The 23,785-nt window shown below is 41.3% G+C and carries 24 protein-coding genes; 5 read left to right on the forward strand and 19 right to left on the reverse strand.

What is annotated here, in order from left to right; genetic code table 11:
• Positions 1–58: 58 nt before the first annotated feature.
• From LC091_RS03870 to LC091_RS03880, 3 genes are all read right to left on the reverse strand, one after another.
• Positions 59–1,366 carry a DRTGG domain-containing protein gene (locus LC091_RS03870; protein WP_226680364.1) on the reverse strand — a complete coding sequence of 436 codons (1,308 nt, stop codon included), beginning with the start codon at positions 1,364–1,366 and terminating at the stop codon, positions 59–61.
• Between the two features lie 69 nt (positions 1,367–1,435).
• A complete protein-coding gene (locus LC091_RS03875) occupies positions 1,436–1,678 on the reverse strand; it encodes a hypothetical protein (protein WP_264179207.1) in 243 nt (80 codons plus the stop codon).
• A 93-nt stretch (positions 1,679–1,771) separates the two neighbouring features.
• Positions 1,772–2,455, reverse strand: a complete 684-nt coding sequence (locus LC091_RS03880; RefSeq protein WP_226680369.1) for a metal-dependent hydrolase — start codon at positions 2,453–2,455, stop codon at positions 1,772–1,774.
• Positions 2,456–2,629: 174 nt separating this feature from the next.
• Between LC091_RS03880 and LC091_RS03885 the strand changes: the two genes are divergently transcribed.
• On the forward strand, positions 2,630–3,733 hold the full coding sequence (locus tag LC091_RS03885; protein ID WP_226680370.1) for a M24 family metallopeptidase: 1,104 nt from the start codon (positions 2,630–2,632) through the stop codon (positions 3,731–3,733).
• Between the two features lie 57 nt (positions 3,734–3,790).
• Here the strand turns inward: LC091_RS03885 and ald are convergent, their stop codons facing one another.
• Both ald and LC091_RS03895 read right to left on the reverse strand, forming a co-directional pair.
• Entirely contained in the window at positions 3,791–4,912 is a 1,122-nt protein-coding gene (gene ald / locus LC091_RS03890) for an alanine dehydrogenase (protein WP_226680372.1), read from the reverse strand.
• A 160-nt stretch (positions 4,913–5,072) separates the two neighbouring features.
• A complete protein-coding gene (locus tag LC091_RS03895) occupies positions 5,073–5,837 on the reverse strand; it encodes an SDR family oxidoreductase (protein WP_226680374.1) in 765 nt (254 codons plus the stop codon).
• Between the two features lie 132 nt (positions 5,838–5,969).
• On the opposite strand from LC091_RS03895, the gene LC091_RS03900 reads away from it, so the two are divergent.
• Entirely contained in the window at positions 5,970–7,277 is a 1,308-nt protein-coding gene (locus LC091_RS03900) for a purine-cytosine permease family protein (RefSeq protein ID WP_226680376.1), read from the forward strand.
• A gap of 26 nt (positions 7,278–7,303) precedes the next feature.
• Here LC091_RS03900 and LC091_RS03905 read toward each other — a convergent pair whose 3' ends face one another.
• Complete coding sequence (locus LC091_RS03905; protein WP_226680379.1) at positions 7,304–7,471, reverse strand: hypothetical protein; 168 nt, start codon at positions 7,469–7,471, stop codon at positions 7,304–7,306.
• Positions 7,472–7,623: 152 nt separating this feature from the next.
• On the opposite strand from LC091_RS03905, the gene LC091_RS03910 reads away from it, so the two are divergent.
• The gene (locus tag LC091_RS03910) at positions 7,624–7,938 is read left to right on the forward strand and encodes a hypothetical protein (RefSeq protein ID WP_226680381.1); all 315 of its coding nucleotides are present in this window, start codon (positions 7,624–7,626) and stop codon (positions 7,936–7,938) included.
• A 191-nt stretch (positions 7,939–8,129) separates the two neighbouring features.
• Here the strand turns inward: LC091_RS03910 and LC091_RS03915 are convergent, their stop codons facing one another.
• From LC091_RS03915 to sppA, 8 genes are all read right to left on the reverse strand, one after another.
• On the reverse strand, positions 8,130–8,990 hold the full coding sequence (locus LC091_RS03915) for an EcsC family protein (RefSeq protein WP_226680384.1): 861 nt from the start codon (positions 8,988–8,990) through the stop codon (positions 8,130–8,132).
• Between the two features lie 113 nt (positions 8,991–9,103).
• A complete protein-coding gene (locus LC091_RS03920; RefSeq protein WP_226680386.1) occupies positions 9,104–10,291 on the reverse strand; it encodes an acetate kinase in 1,188 nt (395 codons plus the stop codon).
• A 429-nt stretch (positions 10,292–10,720) separates the two neighbouring features.
• Positions 10,721–11,716, reverse strand: a complete 996-nt coding sequence (locus tag LC091_RS03925) for a class I SAM-dependent methyltransferase (protein WP_226680388.1) — start codon at positions 11,714–11,716, stop codon at positions 10,721–10,723.
• Between the two features lie 284 nt (positions 11,717–12,000).
• Entirely contained in the window at positions 12,001–12,501 is a 501-nt protein-coding gene (gene tpx / locus LC091_RS03930; protein ID WP_226680389.1) for a thiol peroxidase, read from the reverse strand.
• Between the two features lie 334 nt (positions 12,502–12,835).
• Positions 12,836–13,321 carry a GerW family sporulation protein gene (gene ytfJ, locus LC091_RS03935; RefSeq protein ID WP_226680392.1) on the reverse strand — a complete coding sequence of 162 codons (486 nt, stop codon included), beginning with the start codon at positions 13,319–13,321 and terminating at the stop codon, positions 12,836–12,838.
• A gap of 20 nt (positions 13,322–13,341) precedes the next feature.
• A complete protein-coding gene (locus LC091_RS03940) occupies positions 13,342–14,043 on the reverse strand; it encodes a DUF2953 domain-containing protein (protein ID WP_226680395.1) in 702 nt (233 codons plus the stop codon).
• An 86-nt stretch (positions 14,044–14,129) separates the two neighbouring features.
• Positions 14,130–14,675, reverse strand: a complete 546-nt coding sequence (locus LC091_RS03945) for an RDD family protein (RefSeq protein ID WP_226680397.1) — start codon at positions 14,673–14,675, stop codon at positions 14,130–14,132.
• Positions 14,676–14,686: 11 nt separating this feature from the next.
• Positions 14,687–15,697 carry a signal peptide peptidase SppA gene (gene sppA / locus LC091_RS03950; protein WP_226680399.1) on the reverse strand — a complete coding sequence of 337 codons (1,011 nt, stop codon included), beginning with the start codon at positions 15,695–15,697 and terminating at the stop codon, positions 14,687–14,689.
• A 173-nt stretch (positions 15,698–15,870) separates the two neighbouring features.
• Here sppA and LC091_RS03955 point away from each other — a divergent pair, with 173 nt between their 5' ends.
• Positions 15,871–16,674 (forward strand): NAD kinase, encoded by an 804-nt coding sequence (locus tag LC091_RS03955; RefSeq protein WP_226680515.1) that lies wholly within the window; start codon positions 15,871–15,873, stop codon positions 16,672–16,674.
• A 239-nt stretch (positions 16,675–16,913) separates the two neighbouring features.
• On the opposite strand, the gene LC091_RS03960 is transcribed toward LC091_RS03955, so the two are convergent.
• Positions 16,914–18,506: an amidohydrolase gene (locus tag LC091_RS03960; protein WP_226680401.1), complete on the reverse strand. Its 1,593-nt coding sequence runs from the start codon at positions 18,504–18,506 to the stop codon at positions 16,914–16,916.
• Between the two features lie 140 nt (positions 18,507–18,646).
• Positions 18,647–20,236 carry an acyl-CoA synthetase MbcS gene (gene mbcS / locus LC091_RS03965; RefSeq protein ID WP_226680404.1) on the reverse strand — a complete coding sequence of 530 codons (1,590 nt, stop codon included), beginning with the start codon at positions 20,234–20,236 and terminating at the stop codon, positions 18,647–18,649.
• A 117-nt stretch (positions 20,237–20,353) separates the two neighbouring features.
• On the opposite strand from mbcS, the gene LC091_RS03970 reads away from it, so the two are divergent.
• The gene (locus LC091_RS03970) at positions 20,354–20,632 is read left to right on the forward strand and encodes a hypothetical protein (RefSeq protein WP_226680406.1); all 279 of its coding nucleotides are present in this window, start codon (positions 20,354–20,356) and stop codon (positions 20,630–20,632) included.
• A gap of 261 nt (positions 20,633–20,893) precedes the next feature.
• On the opposite strand, the gene LC091_RS03975 is transcribed toward LC091_RS03970, so the two are convergent.
• The 3 genes from LC091_RS03975 to LC091_RS03985 form a co-directional block, all read right to left on the reverse strand.
• On the reverse strand, positions 20,894–21,097 hold the full coding sequence (locus LC091_RS03975; RefSeq protein ID WP_010195477.1) for an alpha/beta-type small acid-soluble spore protein: 204 nt from the start codon (positions 21,095–21,097) through the stop codon (positions 20,894–20,896).
• A gap of 91 nt (positions 21,098–21,188) precedes the next feature.
• Entirely contained in the window at positions 21,189–22,397 is a 1,209-nt protein-coding gene (gene thiI, locus LC091_RS03980) for a tRNA uracil 4-sulfurtransferase ThiI (RefSeq protein ID WP_226680408.1), read from the reverse strand.
• A 5-nt stretch (positions 22,398–22,402) separates the two neighbouring features.
• Positions 22,403–23,539 carry a cysteine desulfurase family protein gene (locus LC091_RS03985; protein WP_226680410.1) on the reverse strand — a complete coding sequence of 379 codons (1,137 nt, stop codon included), beginning with the start codon at positions 23,537–23,539 and terminating at the stop codon, positions 22,403–22,405.
• Positions 23,540–23,785: the final 246 nt, after the last annotated feature.

A 23,785-nucleotide genomic window follows, 5' to 3' on the forward strand; every position in this document is an offset into this window, starting at 1 on the left:
AAAAAACGCCCCCACCTCAAACCCGGGTGAGAGCGCCTGCTCCAAACCAACTAAACAACTACTGTATCAACTGCACCATCATCATCGCCTTGCCGACGACATTTCCTTCGTGGTACACTTCCACGTCCACTTTACCGAACTTGCGGCCGACCTCGAGTACCTTTGGCCGAATCTCGATCGTGCTGTCAATCTGCACCGGTTTGATAAAATAAATCGTAATGTTCTCCACGACCATATCACTCTTTTTCACATTGCGGATCACACGCTTTGCCGCTTCTGTCACAATGGTTGTAAATACCCCATAGGAAATTGTTCCGACCGAGTTGGTCATCTGCGGGGTCACTTCGCTTTGGTAAGCCTCTTCGCCTTTTGATTCTGTGACATCCATAAATTGATTGGTCACGATGTCATCAAGGGTTTCGCCGACTTGCGGCTGCCTTTGAATCATTTGCAGCGCCTTCAATACGTCTTGACGGCTGATGATTCCAAGAAGGCGATGGCTCGGGTCGATCACCGGCAGCATCTCGATTCCTTCCCATACCATGATATGGGCAGCGGACGCGACCGACGTTTTGCCATTAACAGTGATCGGGTTTTTGGTCATCACTTTTTCAATTGGTGTCGAAGAATCCTTCCCAAGCACGTCCTTAGAGGTAACCACTCCCTGCACTTTCAAGTTTTTATCGATGATCGGAAAGCGGCTATGCTTGATTTCTTCGTTCACTTTATACCATTCCGCAATCGTATCTTCTGTGGTTAAGTAAGTCGTCGCTTCGATTGGAGTCAAGATATCTTCCACCAGCACGATTTCCTTTTTGATCAACTGATCGTAGATTGCACGATTGATCAAAGTCGCAACAGTAAACGTATCATAACTGCTCGAGATGATTGGAAGCTTCATTTCATCAGCTAACTTTTTAACCTCTTCGTCCGTATCAAAGCCACCGGTAATTAACACCGCAGCGCCAGCCTCTATAGCAAGCTTATGTGCATTGTAACGGTTACCGACAATTAACAAATTACCTGCTTCTGTATAGCGCATCATCGCTTCAAGTTTCATCGCACCGATAACAAACTTGTTCAACGTTTTATGAAGGCCTTCTCTGCCGCCAAGAACTTGTCCATCCACAATGTTGACGACTTCGGCAAATGTAAGTTTTTCGATATTCTCTTTCTTTTTCCGCTCAATACGAATAGTACCAACACGTTCGATGGTACTAACATACCCTTTATTTTCAGCATCCTTGATTGCTCTGTATGCCGTACCTTCACTGACTGTGAGCGCCTTGGCGATTTGTCGTACTGATATTTTTTCTCCAATAGGAAGTTCTTCAATATAATGGAGAATCTGTTCATGCTTTGTCACACTATTCACCCGTCCACATAGTTATTTGTACCTTTATTATACGGGTGTTATAGCTTGTATTCAATGTGTTTACTGATATTGACGCAATCGGACCTTTTTGGCCTCTGCTAATTTCGCTTTTCGCACCATCCGCTTTCGCTTTGGCAAGTACATGATTGCTGCAATATTTCCTCCAACTGCCATCAAGGCTAGCACCAGCCATGCCATGCCAAACACCCCTGCAAGTCCATCTTCTGTCACCGGTAAACGCGGTACTGCAACGTAAAGCATGGCACCAATACATAACAACGATAATAAAAGTCTATTCTTCAACACATGACACTCCTTCCAAACTTATAGCTTGTATCATGTATATTCCGCACAACAAAAAAAAGAAGCAAATCCGCTTCTTTTCTTCGCAGCAACCTATAATTCTATGATTTCTCCCACTTCCAGCACTTTCCCAACACCTTTAGGAAGTTTGGAAACAAAATCATGTGGATTTTGTTCAATGACAGGGAACGTATTAAAGTGGATTGGTACCACCTTGGAGGCGTCCAACCACTCAGCAGCAAGAACCGCATCATCCGGACCCATCGTGAAATTATCCCCGATCGGCAAGAAGGCCACATCGATATTATTTAACTCCCCAATCATTTTCATATCAGAAAATAATGCTGTATCTCCTGCATGGAAAATCGTCTTCCCATCAATGGTCAACAAGATTCCACTCGGCATACCTGTATAGACGATTGTTTTTGTTTCATAATCTGTATAACTAGAGCCATGAAACGCTTGCGTCAATTTCACTTTTCCAAAATCAAATTCATGTGCTCCGCCGATATGCATCTCATGAACCCTCACACCTTGCCAACCTAAATATTCGGCAAGCTCAAACGGCGCAACAACTAATGCGTCATTCTTTAAAGCAAGGTCCACCGTATCGCCAACATGGTCATTGTGGCCGTGCGTTAAAAGAATCACATCCACCTTCAAATCGTCTGCTTTTAAATCTGTCAGACCATTGCCCGTGATAAACGGATCAAACAAAATCGTTTTACCATTCGCTTCAACTTTTACTACGGAATGTCCATGATAGGAAACCTTCATTCTTCCAATCTCTCCTTCTCAACATTAAATTTCTTCATACCAGTTAATCTTCTCTTTTTTAATGAAAAATCCTTCTAATAAAATTTACACAAGTATGATTCCCTGATACTCTTAATGTAAACGTAATAAACTTCGTAACTAGAAGTAATTCACCTAAATAAAGGAGTGGCTGAGTTGAAAGAACATCGTCTGCAACAATTAATAGAATGGCTGAAACAGGAGGACTTGTCCGGTTGTTTCTTAACTTCTACCCCGAACGTTTTTTACATAAGCGGTTTTTACACAGATCCACACGAAAGATTACTGGGACTTCTCGCTTTTCCAAACAGCGAGCCTGCGATTGTCTGTCCCAATATGGAAGTAGAACAGGTGAAAAAAACTGGTTGGAACTTCGGAATAGTGGGGTACAATGACACCGATGATCCTTGGAAAAAGGTTCAGGAGTATGTAAAACAAAAAGGAATTCAAATGGAAAGACTAGCAGTTGAGAAAGAACATATGACTGTTGCTCGTTTACATAAGTTAGAGGAGATCTTCCCGGGCATAAGCCTTGCCGCGGCAGAAGATAAAATGTATCAGCTTCGACTAGTAAAGGATGAAGAAGAGGTATCCATTTTGAGAGAAGCAGCCAAACTTGCCGATTTTGGTGTGGAAGTTGGGGTGCATCATCTTAAAAAAGGTGTGACAGAGCAAGAGCTGGTTGCAACGATTGAGTACGAGCTAAAGAAAAAAGGCATCAGCCAGATGTCCTTTTCCACAATGGCGCTGACAGGTTTAAAGACTGCCGCTCCTCATGGAAAGCCTGGCTTGGATCAAGTGAAGGAAGGCGACTTCGTGTTATTTGACCTTGGCGTTGTCTTGAATGGATATTGTTCCGACATCACAAGAACCGTTGCTTTCGGAACTGTGAACGAGCAACAAAAGGAAGTCTATGAAACGGTATTAAAAGCGCAACTTGCTGCCGTGGATATTTGTAAACCTGGCGTGGAAATCGGACAGATTGATCGGACAGCCCGCTCTATCATAACAGAAAGTGGCTATGGAGAATTCTTTACACACCGTATCGGCCACGGCCTTGGCATCGAAGTGCACGAGTATCCTTCTATGAATGAAACGAACACGATGAAACTGCAAAAAGGGATGGCGTTCACGATTGAACCTGGTATCTACAAACCAGGAGTTGGCGGCGTCCGCATCGAGGATGATATTTTAGTAGCGGACAATGGTATTGAGCTGTTAACAAGCTACCCGAAAGATTTACAGATTATTAAGCCATAAATTAAAAAACAGGTATCCATGTCGTCCATGGTTACCTGTTTTTTTCGATTAATTAAATTAGCTTTTAACCAAAAGATTGCTTGCACTCTCATACGCCAATCCGTGGGACTCTGCCACTGCCGCATATGTTACATATCCATCCAGCGTATTGATTCCCTTTAGGATCGCTTCATTATCTAAGGAAGCTTGCTTGTAGCCTTTGTTCGCAATTTGCACTGCATAAGGTACTGTTACGTTAGTCAATGCGATAGTAGATGTACGCGGAACCGCACCCGGCATATTTGCAACCGCATAGTGAACCACTTCATGTTTCACATATGTTGGGTCATCATGTGTGGTGATGCGATCAGTCGTTTCAAAAATACCACCTTGGTCAATTGCGATATCCACCACAACAGAACCTGCACCCATGGATTGAATCATTTCCTCTGTAACAAGCTTCGGCGCTTTAGCACCTGGAATAAGAACAGCACCAATAACAAGGTCTGATTCTTTCACGGCGATCTCAAGGTTCAATGGGTTACTCATAAGCGTCTGGATGTCTTTTCCGAAAATATCATCCAGCTGACGAAGACGATCAGGGTTTAAGTCAAGGATTGTCACATCTGCGCCAAGTCCGATTGCCATCTTTGCAGCATTCGTACCAGCGACACCTCCACCAATAATCGTTACTTTCCCGCGGCGAACACCAGGAACACCACCAAGAAGAATCCCTTTACCGCCTTTAATTTTTTCAAGGAACTGAGCACCAATTTGCGTAGCCATACGTCCTGCTACCTCACTCATTGGAGTCAATAATGGCAGGGAACCGTTTGGAAGTTGTACCGTTTCGTACGCAATACCTACCACTTTGTTATCAATTAAAGCTTTTGTTAATTCTGGTTCTGGAGCAAGATGCAGATAAGTGAAAAGGATTAATCCTTCACGGAAATAATTATATTCAGAAGGAAGTGGCTCTTTTACTTTCATGACCATATCCATGGACCATGCTTCTTCAGCTGTTTCCACCATTTTCGCACCAGCTTGTACATATTGCTCATCAGTAAAGCCAGATCCGATACCAGCTTCTTTTTCTATGTATACTTCATGTCCGAAGCCAACAAGGTTCACAACACCTGCAGGCGTCATCGCAACACGGTTTTCATTGTTTTTTATCTCTCTAGGTACTCCAATTCTCATGGATCAAATACCTCCCTCTTCATAATCACAAAGCGTTAAGACGTAACTAATATAACATTAAACAAGAAAATGTAAAATAGTTTTTTATGCATTTTTGTAAGCGCTTTAAAACAGGCAGAATTATCTATATTATCTAAATTTAGAGGCAAAAATCCTTAGCTTATCGGAATCGATTGATAACCTCTACTCCCCCTGTTACTTCCAGCACTGCTCCTGTGATCATATCAGAGTTTTCTTCACATAAAAACTCGATGGCCCTGGCAATATCCTCACCTGTCCCAGAACGGCCGACCGGGGTATCTTTGGCATCCTCCAGCCCTTTTGCCTGTTCAATTGTTGCTTCTTTCATTTCTCCAACAATATTACCCGGGCAGACCATATTGGCTGTGATGCCATGTTCGGCTTCCTCAATAGCAATGGATTTGGTCAGCGATACAAGACCAGCCTTTGCAGCAGCAAAAGCAGATCGATAAATCCACCCTGGCGATGCTTCCGCTCCCTGAAAACCATATGTGATGATACGTCCAAATCGCTGCTCCCTCATAACAGGAATTGCTTTACGGAAAAGATGGAAAACAGCACTAAGATTGCCTTCTATCATTTCATACCACTCTTCATCCGAGTAATCAGCCAATTTTTTTCGTTCAAAAATATAGGGTCCTGCGTTATTGATTAAATAATCGATTCTACCGAAGCGTTCGACCACTTCCTCTATAAATTGCTGCATCTGTTCTTTTTTTGTTACGTCACCTTGAAAAAAGTGTAGTTTGTTTTCTCCAAAGTGACTCCATTCCTGTTTAAGTTTCTCGATCGTTTCTGTGTCATTTCTATAATTTATCGAAATGGAACATCCTTTTTTCAGCAGCTGTTCCGTCACTTTTTTTCCAAGTCCTTTGGAACCAGCTGTAATTACGGCATGTCTCAAACTGGATTCCCCCTTAATAGAATTGCGTACCTCTATATTTTCTTGTAAATCGATTAAATTTACAACATATAACCCGTTAAGATACGATAAAATGATTGTTAGGTACACGAAAGAAAGGAGTCTGACCTTCTTATGGCTAAAGCACAAACTGTGGCATTACCTCCACGTAGCCGGATAGAGCGGTTCGGTTTAGAGGCCGTTCCACAAGAATTAAGAAAAACACGTTGGTATGAATATGTAATAATCCAGATTGCGTTTTCGGTGAATGCAGGTAACTTCCTTGTCCCTGCACTCGCTGTGATTCAAGGGGGACTCAACTTTTATGCAGCCTTTCTCTCCACTATATTTGGTGCAACACTCGCCTTCTTATTTGTTTCTTATTTATCCTTGCCTGGTGCGGAGCGGGGAATTCCTTCTCAATTTGCCATTCGGTCCATCATCGGCATAAAAGGATCCAGATATATCTCCTCCCCGATTCGAACCGTTACATCCCTCTACTGGTTTTCAGTTCAGACCATAGGTGGGACGTTGGTGATACAATTTATTCTGGAGCGGACCTTTCAGCTTTCCATCCCATTTTACATAATCGCTATGCTGTTGGCGTTGATTATGAGCGGCCTTGCTCTTGTGGGATTTGATGCAGTAAAAAGGGCTACCAAGTACTTTATGCCATGGCTGATTCTTGGACAGCTAGTTATGCTATATCTTTTGCTCACTAAAGGAACAGGGATGATAGGAATGGAGAAAACAATGGAAGGTGCCTGGAATCTCCCCGTCATGGGCTTTTTCGCAAGTCTTGCTTTTGTTCAATATGTGTCTGGTGTTTCCTCCTCAGCAGATGTGACAAGGTATGCCGTTACTTCCAAACAGGGGTTTTGGGGTTTGTTTACCGGAAATGTCCTGGGCTTTATTCTTACTGCTTTTTTTGGGGCTTACACAGCTCAACTAACAGGAGCTTTTAACCCATTTATTGCTACAAGTGAGATGACCAACTCTGGTATACTGACCGCGATTATTTTAGGTGCGGCTATCTTATCGATGGTTTCTATTAACTTAAGCAATGCCTATACCGGCGGATTCAGTCTGTTGAATTCTTTACCGCTACTTGGTAGAGTGAAAAGTTCCATGTTGTTCGGTGCTGCGGGAATATTATTGTCCTTGTCACCTGCACTAGTGGAGGAAGCAGAACGATATATTTCCTTGATTGGAGCATTTGTCATCCCTTTATCTGCCGTCATTATCACTGATTTTCTTTTAATAAAAAGAAAGCAGATTGAAGTTAGTGAGGGATTACCTTCTTATAATAGAATTGGATTTGTTTGTATTGGGATTGGGATAGGTGTTTATTTGCTATTGCCGGAAGGATTGTCTCCTGGTTTCTTGGCTTTCCTTATCACAAGTACCATTTATTTCTTTTCTATAAAAAAGTCACAAAAATAGGTGCCTGTTGATGGCACCTTTTTTGTTTATTCGTGGGATGTTTGTTCGCTTTCGCCTTCTACCGGTTGGTATGCATTGGAGCTGTATTGCTGACCGACTACTCCGCTTGAGTAAGCATCAGTAATTTGATTGTGAACCTCATTCACAGCATTATCATCATAAGAGAAAATTTCTTTAGGATCTTTTTTCTTCATATGGGTTTCCACCTTTCAACTAAGTATCCATCCTAGTTTGCGTCGAGTGACACACATTTAAAGGTGGAAAAAATTACAGGGTAAATGGATAGTATGTTCTTCCCAGTTATTATACAATGGGTTAAAACGGGAAGAAAAGGAAGGAAGTAGCGATGTTTTCTTTTGTAAAAGATCCAAGGCTTGGAATATGCTTGCCACAGTTGGATTTAGATTGGGCTCAATATGACAAAGAAACACAGCAGGATATATTATTGAAGTGGGAAAAGATACGCGGGGGAATCCCCGATCGTATTAAGGAGTTAGAAGAAGAGATTAATTTTAAGCAGGCTTTATTGAATGATGAAGCAGATTTTGAGCGGTCTTGCGAATTAAATTCGGAGATTGCAGATCATGCTAGCATTATCAATGATTTATGGCTTTGGTATCGCATGAATCAGCATGTATCATCTTCTAAAGTACATTCTTAAAAGGCGAATATCCGCTCTGGATATTCGCCTTTTATTTGAATGCCGCAGTTGCTCTCAGCAAAAGACTTCGCTTATCCAGAGGGCGACCTTGAGCCTCCTCACAACGCTTCAGGGGTCTCAATAATGTCGCTACTCCCCCGCAGGAGTCTTCGTCTTTTGCTCCAAGCAACTGCTATATTTTCCGTATTTCCTTAAAACATCTCACATTCTGATTCGTCTAGTTCTCCGCTTTCTACTAAGTGTCTCATCATGTAGTAGTAGTGGGAGAATTCTGAGACTTCTTTGGTCCAATAGTAGTTTGTTCCGGCAGCTGTGATCATTCCGAGAAGTGGGATGTTGTTTACTTTTTGGCGGCCGATAATAGCGACAAACAGCAGCTTAATCAGGTGCATTAAAGGCTGTTGAAGCCAAACTGTTGGATGATCTTTGTCTGGTAACACGTCAAAATAATGATCAATATCCTGTCCGAGCTCACTTTTCAATGTTTCCCAACGTTCATGCTGATATTTCTTTGGTATGGTCGCACCATAGAATAATTGTAGTGACCTCACCATTTCTAAAGGCGTACTTGCCCTGTAACCGTAAGACATCGCAACAAGCTGTGTGGTACGGATATTTAACGCTGCAAATGCTGGGATATCTATAGCTAGGGTTGAGATCTTCGCCGTCCCTGTCATTCCACCTTGGATCACGGAATAAAGCTTTTGTTTGGCAATCTGTTGCTCCGCAATAAATGCTTTTTGTGATAAAGGTAGTTCGCGTATATCTTCAATTTTTTCAATATCTTCTATATAGCTTCGGGCCATATTGACGATCCGTTCTTCTGCTTGCTGTTGGAAAGAGGATTGCTGAATAATACCGTGCAAATGAAATAACCATGTGTCAATTTGAGCAAAAAATAGGTCCTTTTTATCGTCCGACAATAAATTAAAAGCCTTGTCCACCCAATGGTCCAACGTGTCTGAAAATTGGGATGGTTCGTATGTATATAGTTTTTCTTCCCACTGTGAAAGTTTATGTTTCCATTGTTCTTCCCTGCTGATATTGGACACAGTTCTTCCCCTCACTTTTCCATCTGCTAGTTTTCTCCATTATACCATAGCTGTTCCGCACAAAAAAACAGTCCCCAATCTGTTGTCAAGTTAAACAGGTTGGGGACTGTAGCTTACAATGCTATTTTCATTACGTCTCTAGCAATCATTACTTCTTCATTCGTCGGAATGATAATAACTTTGACTGGAGAGTGTGGGTAGTTAATGAATGCTTCTTTACCACGAACTTTGTTTAGTGCAGGGTCCCAGTATACGCCCATGAATTCAAGTCCTTGAAGAACTCTTGCACGGATAACATCACTGTTCTCACCAATACCTGCAGTAAAGATGATCGCGTCCACTCCGTACATTCTTGCAGCATAAGAACCGATGTATTTATGGATACGGCTTGCAAATACTTCTAGAGCAAGTTCGGCACGTTCGTTTCCTTCATTGGCTGCAGATTCAATATCACGAAGGTCACTTGAGAAACCAGATACTCCAAGGATACCACTGCGCTTATTTAAGACTTCTAATACTTCGTCAGCCGTCTTGCCTGTTTTCTCCATGATGAATGGAATTAAAGCAGGATCAATATTACCAGAGCGAGTTCCCATTGCAACACCTGCAAGTGGTGTGAAGCCCATGGAAGTATCGATGGATTTTCCACCTTCAATTGCTGCAATACTTGCACCGTTTCCTAGGTGACAAGAAATCAGGCGAAGTTGCTCAACTGGTCTGCCAAGTAATTCTGCAGCACGCTCGGAAACGTACTTATGAGATGTACCATGGAAACCGTATTTACGGATGCCATAGTCTTCATAGTACTCGTAAGGCAAGCTGTAAAGGAAAGATTTTTCCGGCATGGATTGGTGGAATGCTGTATCAAAAACAGCCACTGCCGGTACATTCGGAAGGATTTCCTTGAATGCTTTAATTCCTACGATGTTAGCCGGGTTATGAAGTGGTGCAAGTTCTGAAAGTTCTTCTAATTGACTTAAAACTTCGTCGGTAATTAGGACGGAATCATTAAACTTTTCCCCACCATGTACAACACGGTGGCCAATTCCTGTGATTTCATCGAAGCTTTGGATGATGTCAAGATCGATCAATTTTTTCAATAAGATTTTAACAGCTACCCCGTGTTCTGGAATGTCTGTGATTTCTGTTACTTTTTCGCCGTTCACAGAGATGGTGAAAACAGCATCGTTTAATCCGATACGTTCCACTAATCCTTTTGTAATAACATTTTCACTAGGCATTTCGAACAATTGGAATTTAAGAGAAGAGCTTCCTGCATTAATTGCAATAACTTTTGACATGACGATACGTACAACTCCTTTTATATGGTCACACTTGGGTGGATGATTAAATGTTTTTTACACTCTACCTATCTTGTGCAAAGTTCCGATATTATATATACCTTTTTCATTTAAACACCGTCATACTGCATTTGCAAGAGGCTTCCCTTTATGGTAACGCTTACCTTATATATTCGTTATTTTCTGAAGAATAGCATAGTTATTGTAGACTGTTAATTCTACACTTACGGTTGATCTTCGTTGCAGGAGCTTCGCTTTCCGCGAGCGGTCCGGAAGCCTGCTCGGGCTACGCCCTGCGGGGTCTTCCCTGTCCCTTCCTCCCGCAGGACAAGGAAGGCTTCGGCAGCGAATCCTCGAACGAAGAAAATGCGCTAGCAATTTCGAGGAGTCTCCGCTCCTTCCACTAAGATGAATTAGGCTTTTGTATTGTTACTTATTCTTCTTTTTCTCAGAAAACCAGTGGTTGATTTGACTCATGATTTTTTCCATCGCCTGCATGTTAGAGAAGCTTGGCAGGTTTACTAATAGTGCTTCTTTAGGAGGTTCAATGCCTATTCCTTTTTTCTGCAGAACAAGGATGCTTTTTGCATGGTTTTTGTTTTGGAACATAGTTTCTGGCAGTTGTAGCATTCCTTGAATATACGCTTCATCTTTTATTAAAGCGTTGACCTTTTTTGCTTCCTCTTCTTCAAACATGGAGTTAGGAACCAAGAATAACAGGTGGCCGCCTGGTTTTGTGTAACGCAAGCCTTGTTCGATGAACAGGTAATGTGCATAGGAATGTCCTTCTTCCGCTTTTAGCTTGAAGTTGGCAGCATTGTTATCATCAGGGTAATATCCTACTGGAAGGTCACTCACAACTACATCGACTGGTTCTACAAAGAGGTTGCTTAAGCCATCTTGGTTGAACAAACTGATTGACTGCTCTTGCAGGTTGGCATTATTATAAGCAAGTTTCACTAACAGGTCGTCCACATCCACACCGAACGCCTCCAGCTTTTTGTTTGGCTGATGGTTAAGGACAGCTGTAAGAAGGTTTCCAGTACCGATAGCAGGATCAAGCATAGTCAGCTGTTGCAGATGTGAGGTGTATTTTCCGACGAGGTATCCCATGAACATGGCAATCGCATCTGGAGTCATTTGATGGTTGGCTTGAACTGCATCTTTCATTCCTTTTAGTATGGCAAGTTGAAATCCTTTTCTGATTTCTTCTTTTTGAAGAGAAGTGATGTTTTGTTTGCTGTATTCTTTTTCAAGTCTTCGTTTGGTAACTTCGGATACTTCTTCTTGGATGACTGCTCCGTGGAAGAGGTTTTCTGCGGTTTCTGCAAGCGCCTCTAGGTATGTACAGTCTAGTTCTTCTTGTAGGATTTGTGCTGTTGTATCGAATAAAGTAAATGTGTTTTCTAATTTCGTAATGGACATTGTGCCACTCCTTTTTATGGGTAACTTGAGTTTACTCCTGTTGATTTGCGTTCCAGGTGTTCGCTTTCCTAGGGGCGGTGCTTGAGCCTCCTCGGCTTCGCCTGTGGGGTCTCAACCTACCGCTAACTCCCTAAGGAGTCTCACACCTTGCACTCCAATCAACAGGGGGATTACTCGCAACCAAATTTTCAGTATTCCTATTTTACATGGAGATGGGGCAAAAATAAAGCAGACTGCTATTATCACAGTCTGCTCGTCTTGGTGCGATTGGTTTGAGTAGGGTATTATTCTGCAGATTTAATTGCTTCGATTGCCGCTTCGTAGTTAGGGTGGTCAGTACCTTCCCCTACGTATTCTACGTATGTTACTTTGTCGTTGGAGTCCACAACAAACGTGGAGCGAGCAAGTAGGCGTAGCTCTTGCATTAATACGCCGTAAGCTTCACCGAAAGAAGCGTCACGGTGGTCAGATACTACCTCAACGTTGTCAAGTCCACTAGCTGCACACCAGCGTTTTTGAGCGAAAGGCAAGTCCATGCTGACTGTAATAACTTTTACGTTATCAAGCTTCGCTGCCTCTTCGTTAAATTTGCGAGTTTGTTGATCGCATACTCCTGTATCAATGGAAGGAACTACGCTGATTAGTTTCTTGAATCCTTTGTAGTTTTCCAATGTTACTGGAGATAGGTCATTTGCAAGAACGGAGAAGTTTGGAGCCTGGTCGCCCACTTTCACTTCGCTTCCGATTAGTGTCATTGGGTTGCCTTTAAATGTTACGTTTGCCATGATAATTTCCCTCCTCAAATTGTATGTACACTTGTAATAATAGCTATGTTTTGGAAGTTTTGCAATTAATCAAACTTTGTTGGTGAGTAGGAGGGAGTGGCGTTTTCTTACATGAAGTAGAAGTTGTCGAAAAGTGTAGATTTCTTGATATATCGTGGAATTTCTTGATATCCATCTTGTTTTTCTTGATATATTGCGAAATTTCTTGATATCCACCCTTAATTTCTTGATATATCGCAAAATTTCTTGATATCCGGCATAACCGCCCTTCCTCCCCTATCCTCCCCTCCACTCGTAGCAATAAAAAAAGCCAACTGCAGCGCAGCCGGCGATTTTAGAAGTCCAAATCCTGCTTATGGTCATTATAGGATGAATGATCTGAGTGATTTGATCTATTATTATTTTTATTATTATTCAGCATATGCTGTACTTTCTCGACTGCCTGAGGTGCAAGGTCCAGAAGTCTTTCATAAATACTGGTGCTTTCATCAAGATGCAACATTTTTACTCCTTGTGAATTGACAATCAAAAAGGCGATTGGAGTGATGGACACGCCACCTCCACTACCTCCGCCAAACGGAAGCTTATGCCCTTGGTTTTGGTTATTGCCACCGCCATCATGCCTCTCAGGTCCTGAAGCGCTCCCGCCTTGGAACTCACTTCCTCCTGCTGCAAACCCGAAGCCGACTTTGGAAACAGTCAAAATGACACTTCCGTCCGGTGTTTCTACCGGATCACCAATGATCGTATTAACATCAATCATATCTTTTAAATTTTCCATCGCTGTTGTCATTAGACTCTTAATTGGGTGTTCAGACATATTAATCCTCCTTATTGCTGTTACATGGATTTGTGATTTTCCTCTTTGGACAACACGGATAAAGGACGGGTTTTAAACTTAGGTCTACCGCCCTTCCAATATTTAACGATTCTTATTCCTGCCAACATAGCATACCCGATTCGAAAACGAATCATACACTTAAACATGGTTTGGGATACAGCGAATTGGAAATAGGGGGTGATGGAGAGTTCCGGTTGAGCACGGAAGTCTGTATAATTGCTTAAAAAACCAACAACTCCCCCTTTAATCGACCACCCTGCACCAACAACCATTCCAGTTTGGGCAGCATCCCCGAGTCCTATATTGCTATGCCACTCCAGATGACTCACTTCTACTCTAGAAAGCAATCTCCTAACTATTTCATGCATCCCGACAACATGACGCACCAGTTCATATGTATCTTCAAAACTCTGCCATATCTCTTTTGGAGAAAAATCTTTCTCTTTTTGTTTACCTTGAGAAGGATCTCCGCCCCCAACCTTGGTTTTTTCCTCGACATGAATGGATGCTGTGTCTTTATCTACACTGATCAATGGAACATCAATGGTGTACCGCAGCAACCCGTACCATGCACTTAGTTTCACTGTCATCTGATCATTATCTTGTTGATGATGGTAGTAAAAATGGATGGTAATTTTAGTGACGAGAACCATGATTAAGAGAAGAATTATGATGGCAAAGATTATAATGGCCCAAATCACACTTTCACACCCTTTCTCCCCCCTTCCATTATCTCCTAGCACAAAAAAAATAAACCTAAAGTCACGATGGACTTCAGGTTTATTACTTATTTTTCATGAACCACTGTTGTGTCTGCAATAAAGTCGTGCACGCCTTGCTTTTTGCTCGTAAAAGCCGCAACAAGAAATACGATATAGGTGATAGGTGCATAAACTAAAGCAATATAACGCCCGACACCTTCTCTAAAGAGGATGGTTTTCCATGAAAGATCATTAGCTTTAAGATCTACCACTCGTAAACCAAACACCATCTTCCCTAAAGTCTGGTTAAAATACTTCGTCATCAGAATGAAGTATCCATATAGCACAATGGTTGTGGCAATGGTTGCAGGTGAGAACATGAAGCTTTGACTAGTCGATATCCCTGTTATTCTGAATATCGGATTTATCACGATAGCTCCAATGCTCCAAATGATTAATAGATCTAATAGAAATGCCCAAAGTCTCATCCAAAACCCCGCATAGCGATATTCGGTGACCGCTACTTCCTTCACAGGCAACACCGTATCATTGCTGACTCTATCTTCCACTACGTTCACGTCTTCATGTTCTACGTTCTCGTTTGTATATTCGCTATTCTGCTCATCTCTCATTTTTCTCCCTCCTACTCTGCATACAAGTACATTAGTCTTGGAGAATTAGGTTGATTGATAAGTTTTGCTAACATCTGCATTTCAGACTCTGGCTTTAATAGAGATTGAACATTCATGCTGAATAAGGAACCCCAGCCCAGGTTTTCTGTATATTGAACAACTTGAACATTTCCCATATCATAATCTTTTTTCATTGCTTCAATAACATCCTCAAAATACCCCAGCTCGTCAACTATGTTGATGTCTTTGGCTTGTTGGCCATCATAGATTCTTCCGTCAGCAATTCTTCTGACCTCAGATTCATTCATGCCGCGGCCTTCCACAATAACTTCGACAAATTGATCATACATATTGTCGACCATGGATTGAAGAATTTGACGTTCTTCTTCAGACATCTCTTTCGTAGGTGACATAATATCTTTATATGGCCCACTTTTAATGGTATCGAATTTCACGCCATATTTTTCGGCAAGTTCACTGTAATTAATGCCTTGCATGATAACACCAATAGAACCAGTGATTGTCTCCGGTGAGGCGAAAATTTTGTTTGCCGGTGCTGCAATATAGTATCCACCCGATGCTGCCATAGAGCCCATAGAAATATAAATCGGCTTTTCCGTTTCTTCCTTAATTTCCACTAGTCTCTTATGTATCTCGGCACTTTCTGATACACCGCCACCTGGTGTATTCACGCGAACGATAATTCCTTTTACACTATCATCCTCTTTTGCTTGATCTAGCATTCTTAGGAATTGTCGATGATTATATCCCGGAGATTGGAATACAGATGTTACATCGCTTCCTGTGTCCTGAATAACACCGTTAACTTCTAGAACTAGAATTTTTCGGTTTGGACTTCCGTCTTCCATTACTTCCTCAATAAATTCATCTTCCCCACCTAGAATATCTGAAAAAGAACCAGATGTGGAGCTTTCCGCAGGTTGTGTTGCAAAACTCGTGATTATCGACACAAACAATAATAATGCCGCGATACCTAACGCGGCCCAACGCTTTCCACTCATATCTAAACCTCCTAGTTGTTCGTACAGTACCTATACGTTAAATCGTTTCAAAAAGTTTCATCAAAATGGTAAACTTATCACAATATAGAATTGTACTAAAATTTTTTCCAAAAGGATAATATTTTGGATATTTTTTGTTTAAGTTCCATTTTTTATTATTAAAAGGAGGAAATATCATGACAGAACGCCGTAAAATATTTTTCTTTTATAAAAGGGAAGAAGAGCTAGTTGAAAAAGTGGAAAAACTGGAGCAATTAGCGGTACAAAATAATTTTGAAATATTAAATGATCATCATCATGCCAACATTATCGTAGCAGTTGGAGGAGATGGCACCTTCCTTCAAGCTGTTCAGAAAACAGGTTTCAAAGATGATTGCCTTTACGCAGGTATAAATACTGGTGAAACTTCCAGCTTTTATTGCGACTTTCATATCGATGATACAGAAAAAATGGTCGAAGCGATGACCTTTGAACAAATCGAGGTAAGAAAATACCCTACCCTTGAAGTAACCATTGACGGCACATCCACCTTCCAATGTTTGAATGAGTGCTCCATCCGCTCCGCCATCATTAAAACATTTGCGATAGATGTTTACATAGATGAGCTGCACTTTGAAACATTCCGAGGAGATGGGATGATTGTGTCGACACCTACAGGCAGCACGGCTTACAATAAGTCAGTCCAGGGTGCTGTGGTTGATCCGATGCTCCCTTGCTTTCAGGTAAGTGAACTAGCTTCCATAAACAATAACAGCTATCGTACGCTTGGATCTCCGTTTATTATGGCAGGCGCTAGGAAGTTGACGTTAAAAGTAATTCAGGATGGAAATGATTATCCGACGATTGGGATTGATAATGAAGCACTTAGCATTAAGCATGTGGAGAGGTTGGATATACAGCTTACAGATAAGAAGATTAAGACTGTGAAGTTGAAGGATAATTCGTTTTGGGAGAAGGTTAAACGGACATTTTTATAAAATTCTAGCCCCTTAATTATCAATGGACACCGCGGCTTAATCGCGGTGTCCTTTTAGTAATTTTTTAGTGATTCTGTATAACTCCGCTGTTGATTTCCGCAAATGGCTTCGCTTTCCTAGGGGCGCTGCTGGAGCCTCCTCGCTTCGCTGCGGGGTCTCCACCTAGCGCTATCCCCCTCAGGAGTCTTCGCCTTTTGCTCCAATCAACAGCTATAGAATATCATTTACTGTGGCTATTCTTAATCTCTTTCATACATCACCGTACCGTCGACGATTGTCTTTAGTACGTTTGCTTTTAGGATACCATCGTCTGTTGTTTGAAAAAGATCGGTATCAAGTACGGTGAAGTCGGCGTAGTATCCTTTTTCGATTAAGCCTTGTTTATGTTCTTCAGATATGGCTTGTGCGCTACCTTTTGTAAAGAGTCCGATTGCCTCATACATGGATAGACGTTGTTCTGGTTGATAAACCGTTTTGTCTGTATCCCCAGGTGTTTGCCTCGTTACAGCAGCGTGTATTCCTAGAAGTGGATCTACCGGTTCTATCGGAGCATCCGATCCTCCTGCACATATCAAACCTTCCTCTAGAAGGGTTTTCCAAGCATAAGAATAGTTCAGTCTTTCTTCTCCCAATCGTTCAATAATCCACGGAAAGTCTGTTGCCACAAAGCGCGGCTGGATATCTAGAATAAGAGACAGTTTTTTTGCTCGATCAATAAGATCCTTCGTTAATATCTGAGCATGAATAAGCCTGTCTCTTTCTCCTTTTGGAGCAGGATACTTTTCAATGGCATCTAACATATATTCAAACGCAAGATCGCCTATTGTATGGACTGCAACCGTCATCCCGTAATCTCTCGCTTTTTTAACAAGCATGGCAAGCTGTTCTTGTGTATGAATGGCCACCCCGGATGTTTCAGGAGCATCATTATAAGGGCGACTTAAAAGAGCGGTCCTGCCTCCGAGTGCTCCATCCGCAAAGATCTTCATAGCACCAAGGGTAATGAAGCCTGTTGTTTCCTTAAATGTATGCCCTTCTTCGTGCATATCATCCACTACTTCATGATGAACAAGCAAATGGGCACGATATTTTAACTTATCTCTTTCAATCACATTTTCAAATGCTCCAAATGTTTTCGTAAAACTGCCATAATAACTTAGGTCTTCACTATGACTTCCTACCAACCCTAGGCGCAGGCAATCTTCAATAGAAGTTTTCAAAGCATGATACAAGTAGTTCTCACTCGCTTTTGGTATCTTCTTCTTTACTAATTCCTGTGCTTGGTCAAGTAAATATCCAGTCGGCTCGCCATCAATATCCTTTACAATGACTCCTCCTGGAGGGTTTTCTGTTTCTTTTGTAATACCTGCAAGTTCCAAAGCTTTACTGTTTACCAGTACGGCATGGCGACAAACTCTTGATAGAATCATGGGGTGAGATGAAGTGATTTCATCAAGCTCCGTTCTGTGGAAAATTTTGCGGTCGACAAAATTATTCTCATTCCATCCCTCACCGAAAATCCATTCTCCTTCAGGGGTTTCTCGTACTTTTTTTATTAATGCTTGTTTCACATCTTGGGGAGATGTGTAAGTGGATAGATCCAGTCGCAGTAATTTTTCTCCGTGGCCAATCAGGTGCATATGACTATCAGTAAAGCCAGGGTACATGACTGCCCCTTTTAGATCTTGCTTTTGTGCATGTTGGTATTTAGAGAGAAGATTGTCTTGAGTCCCTATGTCTTTTATGATTCCATCTTCCGTATAGACTGCTTCTACTTTTTCCATTTCTGCTCTCATTGTATAGATGGTTCCGCCGTACCAAATTTCTCCCATGGTGATCTTTCTCCTTCATTTTGTAAAATTACATTTAGATTATCATTTGTGAAGGCTAGGCACAAAAAAATTGCATAAAAAAAGACAGTCTAGGTGTGGGTCAAGGAATCTGATCCCCACCAGCCTGCCTTTCCTTACATTTAGGATTGAGCCGCTTGAGCCAATTCTTGCTGCCTTAGTTCTATTCTTCTTATTTTTCCAGAAGTAGTTTTCGGAAGCTCGGCCACGTACTCGATTTTTCGCGGGTACTTATATGGGGCCGTCAGTTCCTTGACATGCTCTTGAAGCAACTTAGTTACCTTATCTTCTTCCTGGTCTACACCGTCCTGCAACACTACAAAGGCTTTAACGATGTTTCCTCTTATTTCATCAGGACTTGCTACTACCGCGCATTCACGCACCAACGGATGCTTTACCAATGCATCTTCTACTTCAAACGGTCCAATGGTGTAGCCTGAGCTGATGATAATGTCATCACTTCTGCCCTCAAACCAAAAGTAACCGTCTTCGTCCTTTTTGGCTTTATCGCCTGTAATATAGTAGTCCCCTCTAAACTGTCTGGAAGTACGTTCAGGATCTTTGTAATAGTGCTTAAATAGTGCCGGCGTCTCTACATGTACTGCTATGTCCCCGACTTCCCCCACTGCACATTCTTCAGCATCCTCATTGATAATTGTTACATGGTTTCCAGGTGTGGGTTTCCCCATGGACCCAGATTTAATTTCCATGCCTTTTAACACTCCAAGTAACAACGTGTTTTCCGTTTGACCATAACCGTCCCGGACATCAACTTGGAAATGTTTTCGGAAGGTGTCAATTACCTCACGATTTAACGGCTCCCCGGCAGATACTGCACTGTGGAGATGTGGCAGCTGATAAGCGTTTAAGTTATCTACTTTCGCCATCAGACGGTATTCTGTTGGTGTGCAGCAAAGGACATTCACTTCATGTTTCTCCAAAAGCTTTAGATATGTGTTGGGATCGAACTTGCCATGATAAACAAATCCTGTTGCCCCAGAACCTAGTGTCGATAAGAATGGGCTCCATATCCACTTTTGCCATCCAGGACTTGCAGTTGCCCATACTACATCATTTTCTTCAATCCCAAGCCAGTTCTGAGAAGTCGTGCGGAGGTGCGCGTATGCCCATCCATGCGTGTGGACAACTCCCTTCGGATTACCTGTTGTACCTGATGTATAGGATAGAAAGGCCATGTCATCACTTGAAGTGGTGGCAAAATCAAGTCGGTCTGATTGTTTTTCCATCGCTTCGTGCAAGTTTGTCCAGCCTTTTTCGGGTAGTCCCCCAACACTGAATCTTACCAGGTTGCCTACTTCCTCTAATTTATCTGCCTGTTCCACAAATGGTTGATATGTAATGATCCCTTTCACATCTCCGTGTTCGATTCGGTATGCAAGATCTTTTTCTCTTAACATTTCAGAACATGGAATAACGACAATACCGGCTTTGAGTGCACCTAAATACACTTGATACGATTCTATAAGCCTTGGCATCATCACAAGAACTACATCCCCTTTTTGCAGCCCTTCTGAAATTAAAGCGTTTCCAATTTTATTTGCAGCTTTCATTAATTGTTGATATGTTACTTGTTCCTTCTCCCCTTGCTCACTTTCCCAAATGAGTGCGAGCCTTTCACTGTCTTGTGCGTACTTTTCCACTTCTTCAACCAGATTGTACTTTGGCGGTGCTAAAAGTTCTTCTCTTTTCATATGAAGTCATCCCCTTTGTAATAGTACTATCTCTATATTACAAAATTTTTTAAATAATTTGAATTATTTTGTGGAAATTTTCATTCTTTTTGGGGAAAAATGTTGGCGCTTGAGTAGATGTCCGAAGATTTACGGAAGTTGACCGAAGTTTTGGCAAAGTTGACCAAAGATTTTCGAAAAGTGACCGAACCAAATTTTCAAATGACCGAACCTACTGAAAAAGTTGACCAAACCTCTCCTTTAATTGGCCGAACCACATGTAAATACTACCATTATTTGACCGAACAAAGAAGAAAATTGACCAAACCAATTTACACAAAAAAAAATGAAGGCATTTTCTTAAAAAACACAGCAATTTTGTCACCAGTGCGGCATTCCACCGGTTGCTCATACTGATCCAACGCTATTGATACATCCTCGCCTTAATACATTTACTAATTTCACTAATAAAACGCAAAAACACCTTCCCAAAAGAAGGTGCTCAAACATTATTTATTGCTCATTCGATTTAACCGCATGCTTTGGTTCGTTGCGGCGTTTTCTTCCTTGTTTCTTCTGTTGTTTTTCTACTTGATTTTGCTCCTTCATAAAAAAGCACCTCCAAGATTAGAATAGAAGAAAGGTGGGGTTTCCCCCACCTCGTAGCCATTTTATATATTATTTTTGGTAACCACCACTGAAGCTTTGTTCAGCCATTTGAACTAAGCGTTTAGTGATTTCTCCACCAACGGAACCGTTAGCGCGAGCAGTTGCATCAGGACCAAGTTGAACTCCGAATTCAGAAGCGATTTCGTATTTCATTTGGTCAAGAGCTTGTTGTACACCAGGTACAACTAGTTGGTTTGAACTGTTGTTTGCCATGTGTTTTCACCTCCTTGTGAGTATAGAATGTGTAAAAACACATGGCATCATTCATGTTTTAAATATGGTAATTCTTCTCAGTAACAAATTGTTAAAATAAATCGTTGATATCACTATCTTCTTCTTGCTTTTTCCCTGTAATTATAAGCTTTTCCGTACGATCTACTGCATCATTTACCATCTTATCTATATCAAAGAAGCTTTCATAAAAATTGATTTTTTCCTTTTTCGGCTTCGTTTTAGGTGCAGAAGGGGTGAAAATCGTACAACAATCTTCATAAGGTCGATTGGAAATCTCCAACGTATCTATTTGATTGGCAATATCCATAATTTCTATTTTGTCCATCGTTATGAGCGGACGAATGATCGGAGTGGAAGTAACCTCATTAATCGTGGACATGCTTTGTAAAGTCTGACTAGCCACCTGCCCTAAACTTTCTCCCGTAATAATTGCAAGCCCTTGTTCTTTTTCACAAATTTTGTCCGCAATCTTCAACATAAACCTTCTGGTGGATGTCATCGTATAGTTTTCCGGCACTTGCTTTTGTATCGCTACTTGGATATCTGTAAAAGGAACGATATGCAAATTAATGGAGTGACCAAAATCTGTCAGTCTTTCTGTCAGTTCCACTACTTTCTGTTTTGCACGTTCACTTGTATACGGAGGGCTGAAAAAGTGAACAACCTCTAATCTAATTCCACGTTTCATTGCCAAGTATCCTGCTACTGGACTGTCTATCCCTCCAGATAGCATGAGCACACCTGTACCACTTGTACCAACTGGAAGACCTCCTGCGCCTGCAATATCCTTACATGTAATGTAAGTCGCTTCCTCTCTAACTTCAACCCTTACATTAATATCAGGCTGTTTTACATTCACCGACAGATCTTCGGCATTTCGCAATAAATGCGATCCGATTGCGTGATTTAAACCATTAGTATCAAGTTCAAAGTTTTTATAAGCCCGTTTGGCTGTCACTTTAAATGTCTTTCCTTTGTAAGGTAACGCCTCGAGAGCGAATAATGCTCCTTTTTTCATGTCTTCTAATTCTGTTTTCGTTTTGACTGCAAGGCTGAAAGAGTGAATGCCAAAGATGCTTTGAAGTCGATCCAGAATTGGTTCATGAGGTTCTCCATTTAATCTGATGAACATTCTGTCTCTGCTTTTTTCGATCGCAACCTTTGGAAAGTCTTTAATTTTTTCTAATATATTGTAACTAAGACGTTGGACAAACTGTTTTCTGTTTCTTCCTTTGGTAGACAGTTCACCAAATCGGATTAATATGTGATCATAATTCATGTTTTTTACCTCGTTACTTCTTTTATAGTGGTTATGGCCTGGATAAGCTCTTGTATAAATAAGCGTATCTCTTCTTTTGTTGTACTGTAAGTCATACTTACTCGGATAGCACTTTCCGCCTGTGCCCTCGTCACTCCCATTGCCATTAAAGTCTTGCTTGGTGCTTTTCGCTTGGATGAACAGGCAGAGGTTGTAGAGACATAAATATTTTTTGTGCCTAAAGCATGGACAAGAACTTCTGCCTTTATGCCCGGAACGGAAAAGTTGACTATATGCGGAGCACTGTAACTTCTGGAGGTATGAATAAATACTCCACTTATTTTCTCTAATTCATCAAGAAGATATAGTTTTAATGCAGATATATTAGGTAAGTAATTTCCGCTCTTCTCCAAAGTCATTCGCAGTGCTTTCGTCATGGCAACAATCCCCGCCACATTCTCTGTTCCTGATCGTAACGTCCATTCCTGGTCTCCTCCGCTGAGAATTGGATGAAGTTTGACTCCATTTTTGGCAATCAGTATCCCGTTTCCCTTTAATCCGTGAAACTTATGAGCGGAAAGAGAGCAAAGGTCAATGACATTCATCTTTAATGGAACCTTTCCGATTCCTTGAATATGGTCAACATGAAAGCTGACATTTGGATAGTTCAGTAGAAATTCGCCGATTTCTTCTACAGGTTGGATTGCCCCGGTTTCATTATTTACATGAATAATGGAAACCAACACCGTCTCTTTTCTCAACGCTTCTTCTACCTGCTTTTTCGTAATTCTTCCTTCCTTATTAACAGGTAGGACCGTCACTTCGAACCCTTCCTGTTCCAAATCTTTTATCGCATTCGTTACGGAAGGATGCTCAATAGCAGTTGTAATGATATGTTTACCGATATTTCTTTTGCTTAGCGCACATCCTTTTATGGCCAAGTTGTTGCTTTCTGTTCCGCCTGACGTGAAAATGACTTCCTTATGGTGGACATGCAGCAAGGTTGCTATCGTCTCCCTTGACCGGTTAAGCAGCATTTCGGCCTCGCCGCCAAGCGAATGGAGCGAGGATGGGTTTCCAAAATAATCTGTGGATACCTTTAAAAAAGAATCCAATACTTCTTTATATGGTTTAGTCGTGGCGCTATTGTCTAAATAGATCATGGTCATCCTCCATAGGTCTGATGAGGAATTTGTATCATCAATTAATATAGATAATATTTTCTTCTAAGCGAATATTAATGTTAGCACATTTTATATCCGTGTAAAAGAAATGCCTTCCTACTTATATAAAGGAAGCAGGTATTTATTAGAAATATTACCTTTTCCCTTTCTAAACATGTATAGACATGTTAAACTATTAATTGTTTTTCTAATATATTGAATTGTTGAACTTTTATGTTATTCGAC

The sequence above is a fragment of the Sutcliffiella horikoshii genome (assembly GCF_020524325.1).
GTDB lineage: Bacteria > Bacillota > Bacilli > Bacillales > Bacillaceae_I > Sutcliffiella_A > Sutcliffiella_A horikoshii_D.

Excerpts from the sequence above, each read along its gene's own strand:
- LC091_RS03880 (WP_226680369.1), bottom strand. The coding sequence starts at position 2,455 with ATGAAGGTTTCCTATCATGGACATTCCGTAGTAAAAGTTGAAGCGAAT.
- ald (WP_226680372.1), bottom strand. The coding sequence starts at position 4,912 with ATGAGAATTGGAGTACCTAGAGAGATAAAAAACAATGAAAACCGTGTT.
- LC091_RS03900 (WP_226680376.1), top strand. The coding sequence starts at position 5,970 with ATGGCTAAAGCACAAACTGTGGCATTACCTCCACGTAGCCGGATAGAG.
- LC091_RS03905 (WP_226680379.1), bottom strand. The coding sequence starts at position 7,471 with ATGAAGAAAAAAGATCCTAAAGAAATTTTCTCTTATGATGATAATGCT.
- LC091_RS03910 (WP_226680381.1), top strand. The coding sequence starts at position 7,624 with ATGTTTTCTTTTGTAAAAGATCCAAGGCTTGGAATATGCTTGCCACAG.
- LC091_RS03920 (WP_226680386.1), bottom strand. The coding sequence starts at position 10,291 with ATGTCAAAAGTTATTGCAATTAATGCAGGAAGCTCTTCTCTTAAATTC.
- LC091_RS03925 (WP_226680388.1), bottom strand. The coding sequence starts at position 11,716 with ATGTCCATTACGAAATTAGAAAACACATTTACTTTATTCGATACAACA.
- tpx (WP_226680389.1), bottom strand. The coding sequence starts at position 12,501 with ATGGCAAACGTAACATTTAAAGGCAACCCAATGACACTAATCGGAAGC.
- ytfJ (WP_226680392.1), bottom strand. The coding sequence starts at position 13,321 with ATGTCTGAACACCCAATTAAGAGTCTAATGACAACAGCGATGGAAAAT.
- LC091_RS03945 (WP_226680397.1), bottom strand. The coding sequence starts at position 14,675 with ATGAGAGATGAGCAGAATAGCGAATATACAAACGAGAACGTAGAACAT.
- sppA (WP_226680399.1), bottom strand. The coding sequence starts at position 15,697 with ATGAGTGGAAAGCGTTGGGCCGCGTTAGGTATCGCGGCATTATTATTG.
- LC091_RS03960 (WP_226680401.1), bottom strand. The coding sequence starts at position 18,506 with ATGGGAGAAATTTGGTACGGCGGAACCATCTATACAATGAGAGCAGAA.
- mbcS (WP_226680404.1), bottom strand. The coding sequence starts at position 20,236 with ATGAAAAGAGAAGAACTTTTAGCACCGCCAAAGTACAATCTGGTTGAA.
- LC091_RS03970 (WP_226680406.1), top strand. The coding sequence starts at position 20,354 with ATGTCCGAAGATTTACGGAAGTTGACCGAAGTTTTGGCAAAGTTGACC.
- LC091_RS03975 (WP_010195477.1), bottom strand. The coding sequence starts at position 21,097 with ATGGCAAACAACAGTTCAAACCAACTAGTTGTACCTGGTGTACAACAA.
- thiI (WP_226680408.1), bottom strand. The coding sequence starts at position 22,397 with ATGAATTATGATCACATATTAATCCGATTTGGTGAACTGTCTACCAAA.
- LC091_RS03985 (WP_226680410.1), bottom strand. The coding sequence starts at position 23,539 with ATGATCTATTTAGACAATAGCGCCACGACTAAACCATATAAAGAAGTA.